Annotated in this window: 16 protein-coding genes; 6 read left to right on the plus strand and 10 right to left on the minus strand. The window is 67.4% G+C overall.

Features of this window, described 5'->3' with window-relative positions; genetic code table 11:
- The first annotated feature begins 14 nt into the window (after positions 1–14).
- A complete protein-coding gene (locus A5727_RS05345) occupies positions 15–791 on the plus strand; it encodes a hypothetical protein (RefSeq protein WP_068245743.1) in 777 nt (258 codons plus the stop codon).
- Positions 792–1,021: 230 nt separating this feature from the next.
- On the plus strand, positions 1,022–4,789 hold the full coding sequence (locus A5727_RS05350; RefSeq protein ID WP_068245746.1) for a multifunctional oxoglutarate decarboxylase/oxoglutarate dehydrogenase thiamine pyrophosphate-binding subunit/dihydrolipoyllysine-residue succinyltransferase subunit: 3,768 nt from the start codon (positions 1,022–1,024) through the stop codon (positions 4,787–4,789).
- A gap of 89 nt (positions 4,790–4,878) precedes the next feature.
- Here the strand turns inward: A5727_RS05350 and A5727_RS05355 are convergent, their stop codons facing one another.
- Positions 4,879–5,247 carry a DUF732 domain-containing protein gene (locus A5727_RS05355; RefSeq protein ID WP_068245844.1) on the minus strand — a complete coding sequence of 123 codons (369 nt, stop codon included), beginning with the start codon at positions 5,245–5,247 and terminating at the stop codon, positions 4,879–4,881.
- A 132-nt stretch (positions 5,248–5,379) separates the two neighbouring features.
- Here A5727_RS05355 and A5727_RS05360 point away from each other — a divergent pair, with 132 nt between their 5' ends.
- Positions 5,380–6,210 carry an SDR family NAD(P)-dependent oxidoreductase gene (locus tag A5727_RS05360; protein ID WP_068245749.1) on the plus strand — a complete coding sequence of 277 codons (831 nt, stop codon included), beginning with the start codon at positions 5,380–5,382 and terminating at the stop codon, positions 6,208–6,210.
- A gap of 1 nt (position 6,211) precedes the next feature.
- Here A5727_RS05360 and A5727_RS05365 read toward each other — a convergent pair whose 3' ends face one another.
- Positions 6,212–7,069: a glycine betaine ABC transporter substrate-binding protein gene (locus tag A5727_RS05365; RefSeq protein ID WP_082949610.1), complete on the minus strand. Its 858-nt coding sequence runs from the start codon at positions 7,067–7,069 to the stop codon at positions 6,212–6,214.
- Between the two features lie 3 nt (positions 7,070–7,072).
- Positions 7,073–8,251, minus strand: coding sequence for an NAD(P)-dependent malic enzyme (locus A5727_RS05370; RefSeq protein WP_068245756.1), 1,179 nt, complete (start codon positions 8,249–8,251; stop codon positions 7,073–7,075).
- 123 nt (positions 8,252–8,374) lie between these two features.
- Here A5727_RS05370 and corA point away from each other — a divergent pair, with 123 nt between their 5' ends.
- Positions 8,375–9,478, plus strand: coding sequence for a magnesium/cobalt transporter CorA (gene corA / locus A5727_RS05375; protein WP_068245759.1), 1,104 nt, complete (start codon positions 8,375–8,377; stop codon positions 9,476–9,478).
- 76 nt (positions 9,479–9,554) lie between these two features.
- On the opposite strand, the gene A5727_RS05380 is transcribed toward corA, so the two are convergent.
- From A5727_RS05380 to A5727_RS05405, 6 genes are all read right to left on the minus strand, one after another.
- The gene (locus tag A5727_RS05380) at positions 9,555–10,160 is read right to left on the minus strand and encodes a suppressor of fused domain protein (protein ID WP_068245763.1); all 606 of its coding nucleotides are present in this window, start codon (positions 10,158–10,160) and stop codon (positions 9,555–9,557) included.
- Complete coding sequence (locus A5727_RS05385) at positions 10,157–11,344, minus strand: ABC transporter ATP-binding protein (RefSeq protein ID WP_068245767.1); 1,188 nt, start codon at positions 11,342–11,344, stop codon at positions 10,157–10,159. The genes A5727_RS05380 and A5727_RS05385 overlap by 4 nt, the downstream gene beginning before the upstream one ends.
- A gap of 2 nt (positions 11,345–11,346) precedes the next feature.
- Positions 11,347–12,192, minus strand: a complete 846-nt coding sequence (locus tag A5727_RS05390; protein ID WP_068245769.1) for a carbohydrate ABC transporter permease — start codon at positions 12,190–12,192, stop codon at positions 11,347–11,349.
- Positions 12,193–13,104, minus strand: coding sequence for a carbohydrate ABC transporter permease (locus A5727_RS05395; RefSeq protein WP_068245772.1), 912 nt, complete (start codon positions 13,102–13,104; stop codon positions 12,193–12,195).
- On the minus strand, positions 13,101–14,492 hold the full coding sequence (locus tag A5727_RS05400) for an ABC transporter substrate-binding protein (protein WP_082949611.1): 1,392 nt from the start codon (positions 14,490–14,492) through the stop codon (positions 13,101–13,103). The genes A5727_RS05395 and A5727_RS05400 overlap by 4 nt, the downstream gene beginning before the upstream one ends.
- A gap of 169 nt (positions 14,493–14,661) precedes the next feature.
- Complete coding sequence (locus A5727_RS05405) at positions 14,662–15,180, minus strand: YflT domain-containing protein (protein ID WP_068245775.1); 519 nt, start codon at positions 15,178–15,180, stop codon at positions 14,662–14,664.
- A gap of 161 nt (positions 15,181–15,341) precedes the next feature.
- Between A5727_RS05405 and A5727_RS05410 the strand changes: the two genes are divergently transcribed.
- Positions 15,342–15,695 (plus strand): DUF4190 domain-containing protein, encoded by a 354-nt coding sequence (locus A5727_RS05410; RefSeq protein WP_082949612.1) that lies wholly within the window; start codon positions 15,342–15,344, stop codon positions 15,693–15,695.
- Between the two features lie 4 nt (positions 15,696–15,699).
- Positions 15,700–16,293: a DUF4190 domain-containing protein gene (locus A5727_RS05415; RefSeq protein WP_068245781.1), complete on the plus strand. Its 594-nt coding sequence runs from the start codon at positions 15,700–15,702 to the stop codon at positions 16,291–16,293.
- Here A5727_RS05415 and A5727_RS05420 read toward each other — a convergent pair.
- A complete protein-coding gene (locus A5727_RS05420; protein ID WP_082949613.1) occupies positions 16,290–17,246 on the minus strand; it encodes an HpcH/HpaI aldolase/citrate lyase family protein in 957 nt (318 codons plus the stop codon). The genes A5727_RS05415 and A5727_RS05420 overlap by 4 nt on opposite strands.
- Between the last annotated feature and the right edge of the window lie 3 nt (positions 17,247–17,249).

Genomic DNA, 17,249 nt, shown 5'->3' on the forward strand with positions numbered 1-17,249 from the left:
AGAGAGGCAACCTCATGTTCGCCAAGAAGTCGAAGACCGAGCCGGACAACCTGCCCGCACGGGTGGAGGAGGACGACCCCAGCGCTGCCGCACGCGCGCTGTCCCACCTGATCGAGTCGGGTTCCCGGCTGCAGGCCCCAGCGATCAGGGCCTACGTCCAGAGGCTGCGTGACAAGTCCCCCGGCGCGACGCCCGCCGAGATCGTGACCCGGCTGGAGAAGCACTACCTGGCTGCCGTGATGGGCAGCGGTGCGGCCGTCGGCTCGGCCGCGCTGGTGCCCGGCGTCGGAACCATTCTGGCGCTGTCGCTGGTCGCCGGTGAGACCGCACTGTTCCTCGAGACCACCGCGGTGTTCGTCCTGGCGGTCGCCGAGGTGCACGGCATCCCGGTCGATGATCGCGAACGGCGGCGCACGCTGGTGCTGGGCGCGCTCACGGGTGACGACGCCAAGAACGCCGTCGGCCGCCTGCTGGGCCCGGGGCGCACCAACGGCGCGTGGCTCAGCGAGGGCGCGGCGACGGTGCCGCTGCCCGCGTTGTCCCAGCTGAACGGCAGGCTGATGAAGTTCTTCGTGAAGAAGTACACCGTCAAGCGCGGCGCGCTGGTGTTCGGCAAGGCGCTGCCCGTCGGCGTGGGCGCCCTCATCGGCGGCGTGGGAAACCGGGTGATGGGTAAGACGATCGTCAAGAACACCCGCGAGGCGTTCGGCCCCGCTCCGCAGAAGTGGCCGGGCGCACTGCATGTACTCCCGCCGGTCATCGAGGGTGAGATCGAATCGCGGCCCACGTGACGCCGCGGAGGGCACCGCTTGTCGCATCTGCCGGGCCGTTTGGCGCAGGGCTTGTGACTATTCACGGATTTGCCCTGCTACGTGGTCTGACCCACTGGGCACGCGATAGCCTTTAATGCGGTGGAAACGCCCCGGTTGGGATCGGGGTTGGACCCACTGCCCGTGGCAGGCACAGTGCCGCGCTTGCCCGGAACGCGACGCTACGAGATGAATTGAGGCGAGCAGCTGCTGTGAGCAGTACAAGTTCCCCATTCGGACAGAACGAATGGCTGGTCGAGGAGATGTACCGCAAGTTCCGCGACGACCCCTCCTCGGTCGATCCCAGCTGGCATGAGTTCCTGGTCGACTACAACCCCGAACCGGTGCAGGCCGACCGCGCGGAGACGGCCACCGCCGGCAACGGGCAGGTGGCCTCCAGCGCCCCGTCCGCACCGCCGACGCCCGCGCCCGCGCCGCCGGCCGCGAAGCCGTCGACCGCCAAGCCCGAGAAGACCGCCGACAACGGCGCCTCGGCCAAGGCTGCCGCACCCACCAAACCGACCCCGGCCAAGCCCGCCCCGAAGCCGGAGAAGGCCGAGAAGCCCGTTGCCGCCGCGCCCGCTGAGGCGTCCGGCGACGAGACCCAGGTGCTGCGCGGCGCCGCGGCGGCCGTCGTCAAGAACATGAACACCTCGCTGGAGGTGCCCACCGCGACCAGCGTGCGGGCCATCCCGGCGAAGCTGATGATCGACAACCGCATCGTCATCAACAACCACCTCAAGCGCACCCGCGGCGGCAAGATCAGCTTCACCCACCTGCTGGGCTACGCGATCGTGCAGGCGGTCAAGAGCTTCCCCAACATGAACCGCCACTTCGCGGTCATCGACGGCAAGCCCAACGCCGTCACCCCGGCGCACACCAATCTGGGCCTGGCGATCGACCTGCAGGGCAAGGACGGCAAGCGTTCCCTGGTGGTCGCGGCGATCAAGGCCTGCGAGACCATGGGCTTCGGCCAGTTCATCGCCGCCTATGAGGACATCGTGCGGCGCGCGCGCGACGGCAAGCTGACCGCCGAGGACTTCTCCGGTGTGACCATCTCGCTGACCAACCCCGGCACGCTGGGCACGGTGCACTCGGTGCCGCGGTTGATGGCCGGTCAGGGCGCGATCATCGGCGCTGGCGCCATGGAGTACCCCGCCGAGTTCCAGGGCGCCAGCGAGGAGCGCATCGCCGAACTGGGCATCGGCAAGCTGATCACGCTGACGTCGACCTATGACCACCGGATCATCCAGGGTGCGGAGTCCGGCGACTTCCTGCGCACGGTCCACCACCTGCTGCTCGACGACGAGTTCTACGACGAGATCTTCACCGAGCTCGGCATTCCGTACGAGCCGATCCGGTGGCGCACCGACAATCCGGACTCCGTCACGGACAAGAACGCCCGCGTCATCGAGCTGATCGCGGCCTACCGCAACCGCGGTCACCTGATGGCCGACATCGACCCGCTGCGCCTCGAGCGGGACAAGTGGCGCAGCCACCCCGACCTGGACGTGCTCACACACGGCCTGACGCTGTGGGACCTGGACCGCGAGTTCAAGGTCGACGGGTTCGCGGGCAAGGAGTACAAGAAGCTCCGCGACGTGCTCTCGGTGCTGCGGGACGCGTACTGCCGCCACATCGGCGTCGAGTACACGCACATCCTCGAACCCGAACAGCAGCAGTGGCTGCAGGAGCGGATTGAGGTCAGGCACGAGAAACCCACTGTCGCACAACAGAAGTACATCCTGAGCCGACTCAACGCCGCCGAGGCGTTCGAGACCTTCCTGCAGACCAAGTACGTCGGGCAGAAGCGGTTCTCGCTCGAGGGCGCCGAAACCATCATCCCGATGATGGACGCCGCGATCGACCAGTGCGCCGAGCACGGCCTCGACGAGGTCGTCATCGGCATGCCGCACCGCGGCCGGCTCAACGTGTTGGCCAACATCGTCGGCAAGCCCTACGCGCAGATCTTCAGCGAGTTCGAGGGCAACCTGAACCCGTCGCAGGCGCACGGTTCGGGTGACGTGAAGTACCACCTCGGCGCGACCGGCACCTACATCCAGATGTTCGGCGACAACGACATCGAGGTGTCGCTGACGGCCAACCCGAGCCACCTCGAGGCCGTGGACCCGGTCCTCGAGGGACTGGTGCGGGCCAAGCAGGACCTGTTGGACAAGGGCGACAGCGACAGCGGCTTCTCGGTTGTCCCTCTCATGCTGCACGGCGACGCCGCGTTCGCCGGGCAGGGTGTTGTGGCCGAGACGCTGAACCTCGCGCTGCTGCGCGGGTACCGCACCGGCGGCACGATCCACATGATCGTCAACAACCAGGTCGGGTTCACGACCTCGCCTGAGCACTCGCGGTCCTCGGAGTACTGCACCGACGTCGCCAAGATGATCGGCGCGCCGATCTTCCACGTCAACGGCGATGATCCCGAGGCCTGCGTCTGGGTGGCCAAGCTGGCGGTCGACTTCCGGCAGAAGTTCAAGAAGGACGTCGTCATCGACATGCTGTGCTACCGCCGCCGCGGACACAACGAGGGCGACGACCCGTCGATGACGCAGCCCGCGATGTACGACGTGATCGACCACAAGCGGGGCGTCCGCAAGACCTACACCGAAGCCCTGATCGGCCGCGGCGACATCTCGATGAAAGAGGCCGAGGACGCGCTGCGCGACTACCAGGGGCAGCTGGAGCGGGTCTTCAACGAAGTCCGTGAACTGGAGAAGCACGCCGTCGAGCCCAGCGAGTCGGTGGAATCCGACCAGGTGATCCCGCAGAAGCTGTCGACCGCCGTGGACAAGTCGGTGCTGCACCGGATCGGCGATGCGCACCTGGCGACCCCCGACGGGTTCACCGTGCATCCGCGCGTCAAGCCCGTGCTCGAGAAGCGCCGCGAGATGGCCTACGAGGGCAAGATCGACTGGGCCTTCGCCGAGCTGCTGGCGTTCGGTTCGCTGGTCGCCGAGGGCAAGATGGTGCGACTGTCGGGCCAGGACTCCCGTCGCGGAACATTCACGCAGCGGCATTCGGTCGTCATCGACCGCAAGACCGGCGAGGAGTTCACCCCGCTTTCGCTGCTGGCGACCAACGAGGACGGCACCCCCACCGGCGGCCGGTTCCTGGTGTACGACTCGGCGCTGTCGGAGTTCGCCGCGGTGGGCTTCGAGTACGGCTATTCGGTGGGCAACCCCGAGGCGCTCGTGCTCTGGGAGGCGCAGTTCGGTGACTTCGTCAACGGCGCACAGTCGGTGATCGACGAGTTCATCAGCTCGGGTGAGGCCAAGTGGGGCCAGACCTCGGATGTGGTGCTGCTGCTGCCGCACGGCCACGAGGGTCAGGGCCCCGACCACACCTCGGGCCGCATCGAGCGATTCCTTCAGCTGTGCGCCGAGGGTTCGATGACCGTCGCACAGCCGTCGACCCCGGCGAACTATTTCCACCTGCTGCGCAGGCACTCTCTCGACGGGATCCACCGCCCGCTGGTGGTGTTCACGCCGAAGTCGATGCTGCGCAACAAGGCCGCCGTCAGCGACGTCAAGGACTTCACCGAGTCGAAGTTCCATTCGGTGCTCGAGGAGCCCACCTATGAGGTCGGCGACGGCGACCGCTCGCAGGTCAGGCGCATCCTGATGTGCAGCGGCAAGCTGTACTACGACCTGGTGGCACGGAAGGCCAAGGACAAGCGCGACGACATCGCGATCATCCGGATCGAGCAGCTGTATCCGCTGCCGCCGCGCCGCCTGCGCAAGACGCTGGAGCTGTATCCCAACGTCGAGCAGTACTTCTGGGTGCAGGAGGAGCCGGCGAACCAGGGTGCCTGGCCGACGTTCGGCTTGGCGCTGCCGGAGTTCCTGCCCGACCTGCTGACCGGGATCAAGCGGATCTCGCGGCGCGCGATGTCGGCGCCGTCATCGGGTTCGTCGAAGGTGCATGCGGTCGAACACCAGGAGATTCTCGACGAGGCTTTCTCTAAGTAACCAAAAGAAATGTGCGGATCTGCAGCCTAAATCGCGAAAAAGGCTGCAGATCCGCACATTTTTGCGTTCGGGGGGGTGCGGGCCGGGAGTCAGAAGCCGAACAGGTCCAGCGGGATCGGCGAGTCGCCATTGGCGATCGAGGCCACCGCGCCGGGGCAGAACCATGTGATGGCCAGACCGGTGAACATGGTCGCGGGCCCGAGTGGCCTGCCGATCGACTCGGAGACCCGCCCCGCCACGTCGGCCATCTGCTGCCCGGGTTCGGCGAGCATGGGGCACACCTGCTGGCCGACCTGCGTCGCCGTCGCCGGATCCAGACCGGTGATCCCGGACTCGGTCACGGCGTTGATGAACGCGTCGGTGTCAGGGTCGGCCTGAGCGGGAGAGGCGACGGACAGGCTCAGAGCCAGGCCGGCGGCGGCCAGCGAGCCTGCGGTCGCAATGCGGATGCACTTCATGATGTGGGCATCGTATGCCGAACGGCGCTCGTTACCGAACCGAACGACCGACCCCGACCCCATGAGGTACCAGCGGTATCGGGTAGCGTGGCTGGCCAACTGGACGCGTAGGCCGAAGCGAGGGAGTTCGCCATGGAGGGGTTCGCCGGAAAAGTCTGTGTCGTGACGGGAGCGGGGTCCGGAATCGGGCGGGCTCTGGCCATCGAACTGGGCCGTTCGGGAGCCAAACTGGCCATCAGCGACGTCGACGTCGACGGCTTGGCCGCGACCGAGGCGGAACTGAAGGCGATCGGCGCACCGGTGAAGGCCGACCGCCTCGACGTCACCGAGCGCGAGGCTTTCCTGCTGTACGCCGATGAGGTCAAGGCGCACTTCGGCAAGGTCAACCAGATCTACAACAACGCCGGAATCGCGTTCACGGGCGATGTCGAGGTCTGCGAGTTCAAGGACATCGAGCGGATCATGGATGTTGACTTCTGGGGCGTCGTCAACGGCACCAAGGCCTTCCTGCCGCACCTCATCGAGTCGGGCGACGGGCACGTCGTCAACGTCTCAAGCCTGTTCGGCATCTTCTCGGTGCCGGGACAGTCGGCGTACAACGCCGCGAAGTTCGCCGTCCGCGGCTTCACCGAGGCCCTGCGCCAGGAGATGATCACCAAGAAGCGCCCGGTCGAGGTGACGGCTGTGCACCCCGGCGGCATCAAGACCGCCATCGCGCGCAACGCGACCGCGGCAGAGGGACTCGACCCCAGGGAACTGGCTGCGGAGTTCGACAACAAGCTCGCCCGCACCACTCCGGAGCGGGCCGCCAAGATCATCCTCGAGGCCGTCCACAAGAAGAAGGCCCGCGTCCTGGTCGGTGCGGATGCCAAGATCCTCGACGTCATCGTGCGGATCACCGGATCGGGCTACCAGCGCCTGTTCTCCAAGGTGCTCAGCAAGGCCGCACCCAACGTGCACTGACCTATCGACCCAGCGGGTTCTCGACCAGCCACGCGTCCGCGACGGCGCGAGGATCCGCACCGTCGTCCACCTGCGCACGCATCTGCTTGAGCGTCGCGGTGTCGAGCACCCCGGCGACTTCGTTGACGGCCAGCACCTGCCGCGCGGTCAACTCGTTTCGTCGATACAGCGGCACAGCGTTCTGCGCCTGAATCAGCGGGGGCTTGCCGTCGGCCAGCACGACGACCGTGCTGGGCACGCCGGGATCGGCCGTGGTCGCCCACGCGACGTTGATCTGCCCGTCCGCCAGCGCATCGAAAAGCTCTGCGCTGCTGCCGAACTCACGCGGCGGCGCCAGCCTGCACTTCCCCACCGCCGCCGGCACGACGGCATCGCGCAGGGCGCCCGCGCGAACCTGCGCGCAGTGCTTGACCAGGACGGGCAGATCCCGGCCACCCCATGCGGTGGCAGTGCCCTCGGTGACCACAGCGGCCGGCTTGTCCTCGGCCGCCGTCGCGAAATCGCCCGCACCGACACCTTCGGGCAGGACCCCGACCATGGCCTTGTAGACCTGCTCGTCGCCGGCGGCGCGCGTGCCTGGGGCGAACGTCTGCAGCAGCCGACCGGTGAATCCGGGCACCACGGTGACCTCTCCGGAGTCCAACGCGCGCAGCGGGTCCGCAAGCTCGACGACGTGCGCGGGTGTCCCGTAGTAGCGCAGCGCCGCCGCGTACAGGTTGGCCAGCAGCACAGACTCAGTCGAGGACGTGGCGCCGACGGCCACCGAATGCGGTGGCGCCTGCGACGCGCCACAACCGACCAGCAGCAGGGCCAGCAGGCCCCACAGAATGGTCGGCCGCAGCCCGCGGATGCCCCTCAGCGGCTAGTCCTCGTCCTTGTCGACCGCGGCGGCAACCGCTGCGGCGACCGCGGGGCCCACCCGCGGGTCCAGCGGGCTCGGCACGATGTACTCCACCGCCAGATCATCGCCCACCACGCTGTGGATGGCTTCCGCCGCGGCGACTTTCATCTTCTCGGTGATCCGGCGGGCCCCGGCGTCCAGCGCCCCGCGGAACACACCGGGGAAGGCCAGCACGTTGTTGATCTGGTTCGGGAAGTCACTGCGCCCGGTGGCGACCACCGCGGCGTACTTGTGCGCGATGTCGGGATGGATCTCGGGATCCGGGTTGCTCAACGCGAACACGATGCTGTTGGGTGCCATCGTCGCGATGAGTTCCTCGGGCACCACCCCCGCCGACACACCCAGGAACACGTCGGCGCCGTCGAGGGCCTCCGCGATGCCGCCGGTGCGTCCGGCCGGGTTGGTGCGCCCGGCCAGTTCTGCCTTGAACGAGTTCAGGTCGTCACGGTCGCGGTGGACGATGCCCTTGGAGTCCAGCACCGTGATGTCGGCGATGCCCGTGGCCAGCAGGATGTTCGCGCAGGCGACGCCCGCGGCGCCGGCCCCGGAGATCACCACGCGCAGCGAGCTCATGTCGCGCTTGAGCACCTTGGTCGCGCCCAGCAGCGCGGCGAGGACGACGATCGCCGTCCCGTGCTGATCGTCGTGCATGACCGGGCAGTCCAGCGCCTCGATCACGCGGCGCTCGATCTCGAAGCAGCGCGGGGCGGAGATGTCCTCCAGGTTGACCGCGCCGAAGCTCGGGCGCAGGCGGATGAGTGTCTCGACGATCTCGTCGGGGTCCTTGGTGTCGAGCACGAGCGGGATGGAGTCGAGTCCGCCGAACTCCTTGAACAGCGCGCTCTTGCCCTCCATGACGGGCAGCGACGCCGACGGACCGATGTCGCCGAGGCCCAGCACCGCGGTGCCGTCGCTGACCACGACCACCAGGCGGTTCGCCCAGGTGTAGCGCTTGGCCAGGGTGGCGTCCGTGGCGATCGCGCGGCTGACCTGCGCGACGCCTGGGGTGTAGGCGATGGAGAGCGCACGCTGCGTGTCCAATGGCGACTTCAGCTCGACTGACAGCTTGCCGCCCACGTGGGCGTCGAAGATTTCCTCGTCCTCAATGACGAGATGCGGGGTGCTCACTGTTTCAGCCACGGCGTCAGGGTACTTGACCCGAGATCCTCACTGGGGGCGGTTCCCCCCTGGTGAGGTGGGAACACAGGCCTCGGCGCGTAGCATCACCACTGCACTCCACGGCAGAAGCGGGAGGTATGGACCATGCCATCGTTTCGTGCGCTTCCGCCGTCGCTGACCGGCGCCAATCGGACGCCGGGCCACGGGATCGACGCCAAGCGGATCCCCGTGCCGGTGTCTCGTGCGATGGTCGACTGCGCCGTCTACGTCGACGGCACACGCCAGCCGGGCAAGTTCACCCACGCCGCGGCCGTCGAGCGCACCCGCGAACTGGTCGCCGCGGGTCAGAACGCGTTCGTGTGGATCGGGCTGCATGAGCCCGATGAGCACCAGATGCACTCTGTCGCAGAGATTTTCGGACTGCATCCGCTGCCCGTCGAAGATGCCGTGCACGCCCACCAGCGGCCCAAGCTCGAGCGCTACGACAACACCCTGTTCCTGGTGCTCAAGACCGTCAACTACGTCCCCCACGAATCCGTCGCGCTGGCCCGCGAGATCGTCGAGACCGGCGAGATCATGGTGTTCGTCGGCCCCGACTTCGTGGTGACGGTTCGGCACGGCGACCACTCGGGACTGGCCGGGGTGCGCAGGCGGTTGGAGGACGAATCCAAGCACCTGGCACTGGGCCCCTACGGCGTGATGCACGCGATCGCCGACCATGTCGTCGACACCTACCTTGAGGTCACCCACTTGATGGAGTGCGACGTCGACGCCATCGAAGAGGAGACCTTCTCCTCGACCGCGAAGACCGACATCGAGCAGATCTACATGCTCAAGCGGGAGGTCGTCGAGTTGCGCCGTGCCGTCGCCCCGCTGTCGGTGGAACTGGGCCGAATCAACAGCGAGTTCAAGGATCTGATGACCAAGGAGGTGCTGCGCTACATGCGCGACGTCCTCGACCATCAGACCCGGGCCGCCGACCGGATCGCCAGTTACGACGAGATGCTGACCTCACTGGTGCAGGCCGCGCTCGCCAAGGTCGGCATGCAGCAGAACGTCGACATGCGCAAGATCTCGGCCTGGGTCGCGATCGCGGCGGTGCCCACGATGATCGCGGGCATCTACGGGATGAACTTCGACCACATGCCCGAACTGGACTGGACGCTGGGCTATCCGGCGGTCCTCGTGGTGATGCTGCTGGTGTGCGGCACGCTGTACCGGAACTTCCGCCGCAACCACTGGCTCTAGTTCTCTCGCCGAGCAGACGCAGACTCGCATGAATTCAGCCCGAATAGGGCGATTCTGTGTCTGCTCGCGGGGAGGGCTAGACGCGGGCGGGGTCGAGGATGTCGGTGCCGTCCTGCTCCCAGGTGCGACGCAACTCGTCGGCCCCCTTGAGCCGCACCCAGGCGGCCTCGTTCCCCGTGATCGGCACGGCTGTCAGGAACTGCACGGGATCCATCGGCGCGGGGCGCGGCAACTCGGGGATCTGCGGCTCCCCCAGCAGCACCGCCGACAGCGGCGCGTGCCCGGGCTGCGCCGCCCACAGCGCGGTGCCGAGGTCGATGAGCGCATCGGGCAGCAGCACGATGCCGTCGACCGCGGGCGTCGCGGCCAGCAGTGCCACAGTGCGCGCAATACCCGGCGTCGGGATGGTCGGACGCAGACTCACGACAACTTCGGCGCGCGGTCCTCGAATCGGATCGGCGGTCGGGGAGGTCGGGTCGCCCATCGGATGACGCGAACACCCCAACGACACGTAGTGCACGACGCCGTCGCGGCCGGGACGGGGATCCGGGCCGAACCTCAGCACCGTGATGGGTTCCACGCCCAGGAACGTCACGCTGGCGGAATCCGGCTCGCCGACGATGCCCGCCTGCGCGAAATGCTCGATCAGGTGGCCACGAACGTCGTCGAGAACCGAGCTCACCTGGCTCCGGGCACCGGCAGCGTGAGGTTCACTCCGGAGTCGGCGTCGAACACCAGAATCTTGGACGACTCGAAGGCCAGGGTGAGGGTCCGGCCCGGGGCCGCGGCCGAGTCGGTCGACACTCGAGCCACGAATTGGTTGGCGCCCGAACCGGATTCGGCCGCCAACTCCGCCAACTGCTCGGCATGCGCGCTGTCCCCCGACGTCGTGAAGTACACGTACTTGTCGGCGCCGAGCGACTCCACCAGATCGACGGTGACATCGAAGGTCAGGGCGCGGATGCGCTGGTAGCCGTCGATCAGCGCGGCGTCCTCGAACTGCTCGGGCCGCACACCCACGATGACGTTCCTCGGGGTCGGGTGCGAGGCGATGGTGTCGAGCGCGTCCTGCGTCAGCGTGACCTCACCGAACGGCAGTCGAACGCCGAAATCGGTGAGGGTGGCCGGGAAGAAGTTCATCGACGGCGAACCGATGAAGCCCGCGACGAACAGGTTCGCCGGCCGGGCGTACAGCTCGTCGGGGGTGCCGATCTGTTGCGCCACACCCGCACGCATCACCACGACGCGGTCGCCCAGCGTCATGGCCTCAGTCTGATCGTGGGTCACGTAGACCGTCGTGGTGCCGAGTCGCTGCTGCAGGCGCGCGATCTCACCGCGCATCTGCACGCGCAGCTTGGCATCGAGGTTGGACAGCGGCTCGTCCATCAGGAACGCCTTGGGGTTGCGCACGATCGCGCGGCCCATCGCGACCCGTTGCCGCTGGCCACCGGAGAGCTGCGAGGGCTTGCGGTCCAGCAGCTCGGTCAGGTCGAGGATCTTCGCGGTCTCCTCGACCTTCTTGGCGATGTCGGCCTTGGCCACCTTCGCCAGGGTCAGCGGAAAGGCGATGTTCTGCCGCACCGTCATATGCGGGTAGAGCGCATAGGACTGGAAGACCATCGCGATGTCGCGATCCTTGGGGGCCTTCTCGTTGACCCGCTCGCCGGCGATGGTCAACTCGCCCGAGGAGATGTCCTCCAGGCCCGCAATCATGTTCAGCGTGGTGGACTTTCCGCACCCCGAGGGGCCGACCAGGATGACGAACTCGCCGTCGGCGATGGTGAGCGACAGATCCTTGACGGCATCCCGCACACCCTTGCCATCGGCGTAACTCTTGGTCACATGCGACAGGACAATCTCGGCCATCGCTACCCTTTCACCGCGCCAGAGGTCAGTCCGGCGACGATGCGCCGTTGGAAGATCAGAACGAAGATGATGATCGGCACCGTGATCACCATGGCACCGGCCGCGATGGAACCCGTGGGCTCCTCGAACTGCGAACTGCCGGTGAAGTTGGCGATCGCCACAGGTGCGGTGATGGCCGACTTCGTCGCGGTCAGAGACAGGGCCAGCAGCAGGTCGTTCCACGCGAAGATGAACACCAGGATGGCGGCCGTGACGATGCCGGGCGCGGCCAGTGGTGCGATCACCTTCCGGAACGCCTGTGCGGGTGTGGCGCCGTCCATCTTGGCGGCCTTCTCCAGGTCCCACGGGATCTCACGGAAGAACGCCGAGAGAGTGTAGATCGCAAGCGGCAGGGCGAAGGTGATGTACGGAATGATCAGCCCGAGCCAGGTGTCGAACAGGCCGACGGTGCGCCACAGGTTGAAGATCGGGGTCACCAGGGAGATCTGCGGGAACATCGCGATGAGCAGGGCCACCCCGACGAGGACCTTCTTGCCCGGGAAGTCCAGGCGCGCCACCGCGTACGCGGCCATGCCGCCGATCACCACGGCCACGACGGTGGTGATGAGACCGATGCCGATCGAGTTGAGCAGCGCCGAGTTGAAGACGTTGGTGTTGCCGCCGACGAAGATGGCCTTGTAGTTGTCGAAGGTGATCTCCGACGGAATCAGCTTGCCGTCCTTGACCGACGAGGTCGGCTTGAGCGACAGCGACAGGATCCACAGCACCGGCAGCATCGCGTAGATCACCACGATGATGTTGACGATGGTCCAGCCCGCGGCCCGACTGGGAGCCACCCGCTCCGACATCTAGCGCACCTCGCTATCGGAACCCGGCGCCGAGGCGCCGAAAAGCTTGATGAAGATGAACGCGATGAGCGCGACGCACAGGAACACCAGCACGCTGATCGCTGAGCCCAACCCGATCGAGAAGCCCTTGAACAGGTTGTCGTAACCCAGGATTGAGACCGAGGCGGTGTTGTTCGAGCCGCCGGTCAGGATGTAGATGTTGTCGAAGATGCGGAACGCGTCCAGCGTGCGGAACAGCAGCGCCACCAGGATCGCCGGCTTCATCATCGGCAGGATGATCTTCGTCAGCCGCTGCCATCCGCCTGCGCCGTCCACCTGGGCGGCCTTGAGCAGGTCGTCGGGCACCAGCGCCAGTCCGGCCAGCAGCAGCAGCGCCATGAACGGCGTGGTCTTCCACACCTCGGCCAGGATCACCACGGCCAGCGACGGCAACTGCTCGGTCAACGGCGCGACGCCGTCGGGCAGGAGGTTGGCCAGATAGCCCGTGCCGGGCGTCCAGGCGTAGTACCAGCTGTAGGCGGCGGCGACCGTCACGATCCCGTACGGGATCAGGATCACGGTGCGCACCAAGCCTTTTCCGAAGATGGTGCGGTGCATCACCAGAGCCAGCGCCATGCCCAGCACGAATTCGATGGCCACCGAGATCACGGTGATCACCGTGGTCACCAGAAGCGCAGTCCACCAGTAGTTGTCGGTCAGGACGGTGACGTAGTTGCTGAACCCGACGAAGGTGGTGTCGTCCGGTTCGGCCAGGTTGTAGCGCTGCAGGCTGAGCCACACGGCGTACCCGATCGGGTACGCGGTGACCGCCACCATCAGGAAGACCGCGGGCGCGATCAGCCAGAACGCCAGCCGCCGTTCGGATCTCTTGTCGTCGGTGAGCTGCCCGGTCGCGGGCGCGGTGACCGTCACGGGATCAGTCCTTTGCCGTCGATCGCCTTCTGCACCTGCTCGGCGAGTTCATCGGCGGTGCGTTCGGGATCGATTGCACTGACCGGAGCCAGCGTCGCCGACATCATGGTCGACACCGGTTGGTACAGCGGCGTCGCGGGTCGCACCGCGGCATTGGTGAGCTGATCCTGAATGATGGCGTACTGCGGGTACTTCCTCTGGAACGCCGGATCGGAGTAGAGCGAGGTCCGCACCGCGGGCAGGCCGCCCTCGATCGAGGTGAACCGCTGGTTCTCGACACTGCGCAGGCACCGGACCGCCTCGAACGCCTCGGCCTTGTGCTTGGTCGTCTTCGCCACCGCGAGATTGAGCCCGCCCAGCGTCACGCGAGCCGGTTCGCCCTCGCGCACACCGGGGTACGGCGCGAAGCCGAACACCTTCTGACTCTCGGCGTAGGCGATGTCGAACTGCTCGTCGGTGGGCGAGAACGTGCCGACGTCGTTGATCGCATCCTTGAGTTCGGGACGCTCGTTGAGCGGGAGGTAGGACACACCGCCTTTGACGGCGTTCTCGAGCATCGACGGAAGCACGAAGGGCCAGTTGACCTCCAGCGCCGCGTTGCCCTGCTCGAGGGCGAGTCGAGCGGTGCCCTCGTCGGTCTGGGTGATCGATGGGTCGGCGCCCGGCGCGGTCGCGACGGCCTTCATGATCGACAGCGCCTTGACGGTCGCCTCGCGGTGCTCGGGGGTGTCGACGAGCGTCACGGTCTTGCCGTCGTCGGACAGGACCTGTCCGCCGGCGCTCTGCAACAGCGTGTTGAACCACACCACGAGGCCCTCGTACTGCTTGGCCTGCACGGCGATCCAGCTCGGCTTGCCCTCGGCGTGCAGGCGAGTGGCCTCGGCGACCATGCCGTCCCAGGTGGTGGGGGGCGCGGCCATGAGATCGGCCCGGTACCAGAGCAGTTGGGTGTTGGTCGTGATGGGCGCGGCATACAGCTTGCCCTGCCACTTCGCGGTCTCAAGCGGGCCGGGCAGGGTGTTCGACGTGGCGTCGGCCTCGGCCTCACCCGCGGGGTCGTCGGAAAGCGGCAGCGCCCAACCCGCCTCGGCGAACTCCGCGGTCCACACCACGTCGAGTGCCATCACATCGAGCGTGCGGTCGTTGCCGGTCAGTCGCCGCGCCAACTGCAGCCGCTGGTCGTCGGCGCCCTTGGGCAGGCTGACCTGCTGGATCGTGAACCTGCCCCCGAGTTGTTCATTGCACCGTTTCGCGACGGCTGTGAACGTCGCGGTCTCGCTGGCCGGCGTGTAGTAGCTGATCACCACCCCGTCGGAGGACTCACCACACGCCGAAACCGTCGAAGCCACAGTCAGTGCCGCCACTGCGCCGGCGCCAAATCTCCACATGCGGGTACGCAGACCCGTCGAGCGTGCGCACGCTGTCACGAACTGCTCACACCGCCTCTCGGCTTCGGCCACCGGGTTACTCCCGCGCCAGAACCGTAGAGCCACGGCCACGTGACATGCAACACCTGACCCAGGCGCGTCGCAATCTGACGACGCGCAGGCGCACGTGTCAGATCTGCAAGCGCGCCAGCAGGTCCCGCCCCTGCTCGGCGTTCTGCGGATCGCAGAGCACGTCGTAGCGTCCGGCGACGAGCTGCATCGTGGAGCTGAAATCGCGTGTGCCGCGCGCCATCGCGTACGGAATCGCGGAGCTGATCAGACCGAAGAACACACCGGCGACCAAGCCCGTGAGCAGCGCCGACCAGGGATTCTCACTGAAGAATCCGAGCACCAGGCCGATGAAGATGCCCAGCCACGCACCGGTGAGCACACCGCCACCGAGCACCTTCGGCCACGACAGCCGGCCGGTGACCCGCTCGACCTGCATGAGGTCCACCCCGACGATCGTGACCTGCTGGACCGGGAACTGTTGGTCCGAGAGGTGGTCCACGGCACGCTGGGCTTCGGCGTAGGTCGGATAGGACGCGATCGGCCACCCCTTCGGCGGGGTGGGCAGGCCGACCGGCCTGCGGGCGCCGGATGCTGACGTACCGCCGGCGGGAGATCCGGGCTGAAAGGGACTGGTCATCGTTGGTCATTCTCCTCTTCAGATGCCTGCAGTGCCACCCGTTCGAGCCGACCGGGCCGGGCGGGCCGAACCGCTCTCCGGCTCAACGAACTCGAGCCGTCGATAGTGCCTGACTGCGACACGACCACCGCGCGACCTGCACATACGCTAGGTTTATCACCATGACTGCGGTGGATGGCGATCCAGGCCGAAATCCGCATCCCGACGGTTGGGCCCTCACGTCGGCCCCGCCCGCTGGGACGTCCATCCCCGATCCACTCCACAGCGGTGATGCGCCGGCCCCGCGCCCCGGCACCAATGTCCTTGCGGTGGTGTCGCTGGTCTCCTCGGTGGCCGGCCTCGTGCCGTACCTCGGCGGTCTGCCCGCGACCGTGGGCATCGCACTCGGCATCGTCGCCCGTGATCAGATCCGGCGGGCACCCCAGCGGGGCTACGGGTTGGCCGTCGCTGGCATCGTGGTGGGAGTGGCCACCTTGATCATCGGCCTGATCTGGACCATCTACGCAATGCGATGAGGACATGACGACACCACCACCCGGCACCCCAGGCGACCCCAACGGCGAGCAGTCGCAGCCCGACCCGTACTCGCCGGTGGACTACCCGGCGTATCCGCCGCCGCCGTCGGCGTATCCGCCGCCGCCGCCGAGTTACCCCGGGTCCTACCCTCCGCCGCCGTCGGGCGGCTATCCCCCACCGCCGACGAGTGGGTATCCCCCGTCCTATCCCGCACCGTCCGGCGGCTACTCGGCGCCGGGGGCGTATCCGCCCGCGGCGGGCGGGTATCCCCCGCCGTACCCCGGTCCGGCCAACCCCTATGACCCGTACGGCCAGCAGCCGCCGACAGGCACCAACGGCATGGCCATCGCGTCGCTGGCGACCTCGGCCGGTGGGCTGGTGCTGACCCTGCTCTGCTGCGGGTTCATCGTCGCGCCGATCGTGGGCATCGTGCTCGGGATCGTCGCGCTGAACCAGATCAAGACCACGGGACAGCAGGGTCGGGGGCTGGCGATCGCCGGCATCGTCGTGGGGGCGCTGACTCTGGTGCTCGCCCTGATCCTGGTGATCGCGGTCGGCGCGATCGGGTTGAACTCGCCCGACTACTCGTCGTTCTAGCTCGGCGGCGTGAAGGGCGCGCCCTGACGCTGCATTCCGGCGGCGCGTCCCTTCGCCGCGATCACCAGAGCCATCTTGCGACTGGCCTCATCGATCATCTCGTCGCCGAGCATCACCGCGCCGCGGGCGCCGCCCGCCGACGATGTGTGCCACTCATAGGCCTCGAGGATCAGTTCGGCATGGTCGTAGTCCTGCTGACGGGGGCTGAAGATTTCGTTCCCGGCCTCGATCTGATCGGGATGCAGCACCCACTTGCCGTCGTAGCCGAGCGCGGCCGACCGCCCAGCGACACGCCGGAACCCCTCGACATCGCGCACTTTCACGAACGGCCCGTCAATCGCCGCGACGCCATGGGCGCGCGCGGCGATCAGGATGGACATCAGGACGTGGTGGTGCGCGTCGCCGATGTCGTATCCCTCGGGCTGGCCGCCGACCTCCAGTGTGCGCATGTTCAGGCTCGCCGCCATGTCGCCCGGTCCCAAGACCAGCGCGTGCACGCGGGGGTGCGCGGCGATCGCGTTGAGGTTGGTCAGGCCCCGGGCATCCTCGATCTGGGCGTCGATCCCGATCCGGCCCACCTCCAGGCCGTGGCTGAGTTCGAGTTGGGTCAACAGCAGATCGAGCGCGGTGACGTGGGCGACCTCGGTGGCCTTGGGCAGGATCACCACGTCGAGGTGCTCCCCCGCCGCGGCGACGACGTCGATGACGTCGGCGTGCGTCCACGGCGTGGTCCAGTCGTTGACCCGCACACCGCGCAGTTGACCGGCCCAGCCCGGCTCGGCCAGTGCCGCGGCGACCTCGGCGCGCGCCGTCGCCTTGGCCTCGGGCGCGACCGCGTCCTCGAGGTCGAGGAAGACCTCATCGGCGGGCAACAGCTTGGCCTTGTCGATCATCTTGCGGCTGCTGCCGGGCACCGAGAGACACGTCCTGCGGGGTCGATACGCGCTATTCACGGT

This window comes from Mycobacterium sp. ACS4331 (genome assembly GCF_001667265.1).
Lineage (GTDB): Bacteria > Actinomycetota > Actinomycetes > Mycobacteriales > Mycobacteriaceae > Mycobacterium.

Excerpts from the sequence above, each read along its gene's own strand:
- A5727_RS05415 (WP_068245781.1), top strand. The coding sequence starts at position 15,700 with ATGACGACACCACCACCCGGCACCCCAGGCGACCCCAACGGCGAGCAG.
- A5727_RS05400 (WP_082949611.1), bottom strand. The coding sequence starts at position 14,492 with ATGTGGAGATTTGGCGCCGGCGCAGTGGCGGCACTGACTGTGGCTTCG.
- A5727_RS05405 (WP_068245775.1), bottom strand. The coding sequence starts at position 15,180 with ATGACCAGTCCCTTTCAGCCCGGATCTCCCGCCGGCGGTACGTCAGCA.
- A5727_RS05360 (WP_068245749.1), top strand. The coding sequence starts at position 5,380 with ATGGAGGGGTTCGCCGGAAAAGTCTGTGTCGTGACGGGAGCGGGGTCC.
- A5727_RS05355 (WP_068245844.1), bottom strand. The coding sequence starts at position 5,247 with ATGAAGTGCATCCGCATTGCGACCGCAGGCTCGCTGGCCGCCGCCGGC.
- A5727_RS05410 (WP_082949612.1), top strand. The coding sequence starts at position 15,342 with ATGACTGCGGTGGATGGCGATCCAGGCCGAAATCCGCATCCCGACGGT.
- A5727_RS05390 (WP_068245769.1), bottom strand. The coding sequence starts at position 12,192 with ATGTCGGAGCGGGTGGCTCCCAGTCGGGCCGCGGGCTGGACCATCGTC.
- corA (WP_068245759.1), top strand. The coding sequence starts at position 8,375 with ATGCCATCGTTTCGTGCGCTTCCGCCGTCGCTGACCGGCGCCAATCGG.
- A5727_RS05385 (WP_068245767.1), bottom strand. The coding sequence starts at position 11,344 with ATGGCCGAGATTGTCCTGTCGCATGTGACCAAGAGTTACGCCGATGGC.
- A5727_RS05345 (WP_068245743.1), top strand. The coding sequence starts at position 15 with ATGTTCGCCAAGAAGTCGAAGACCGAGCCGGACAACCTGCCCGCACGG.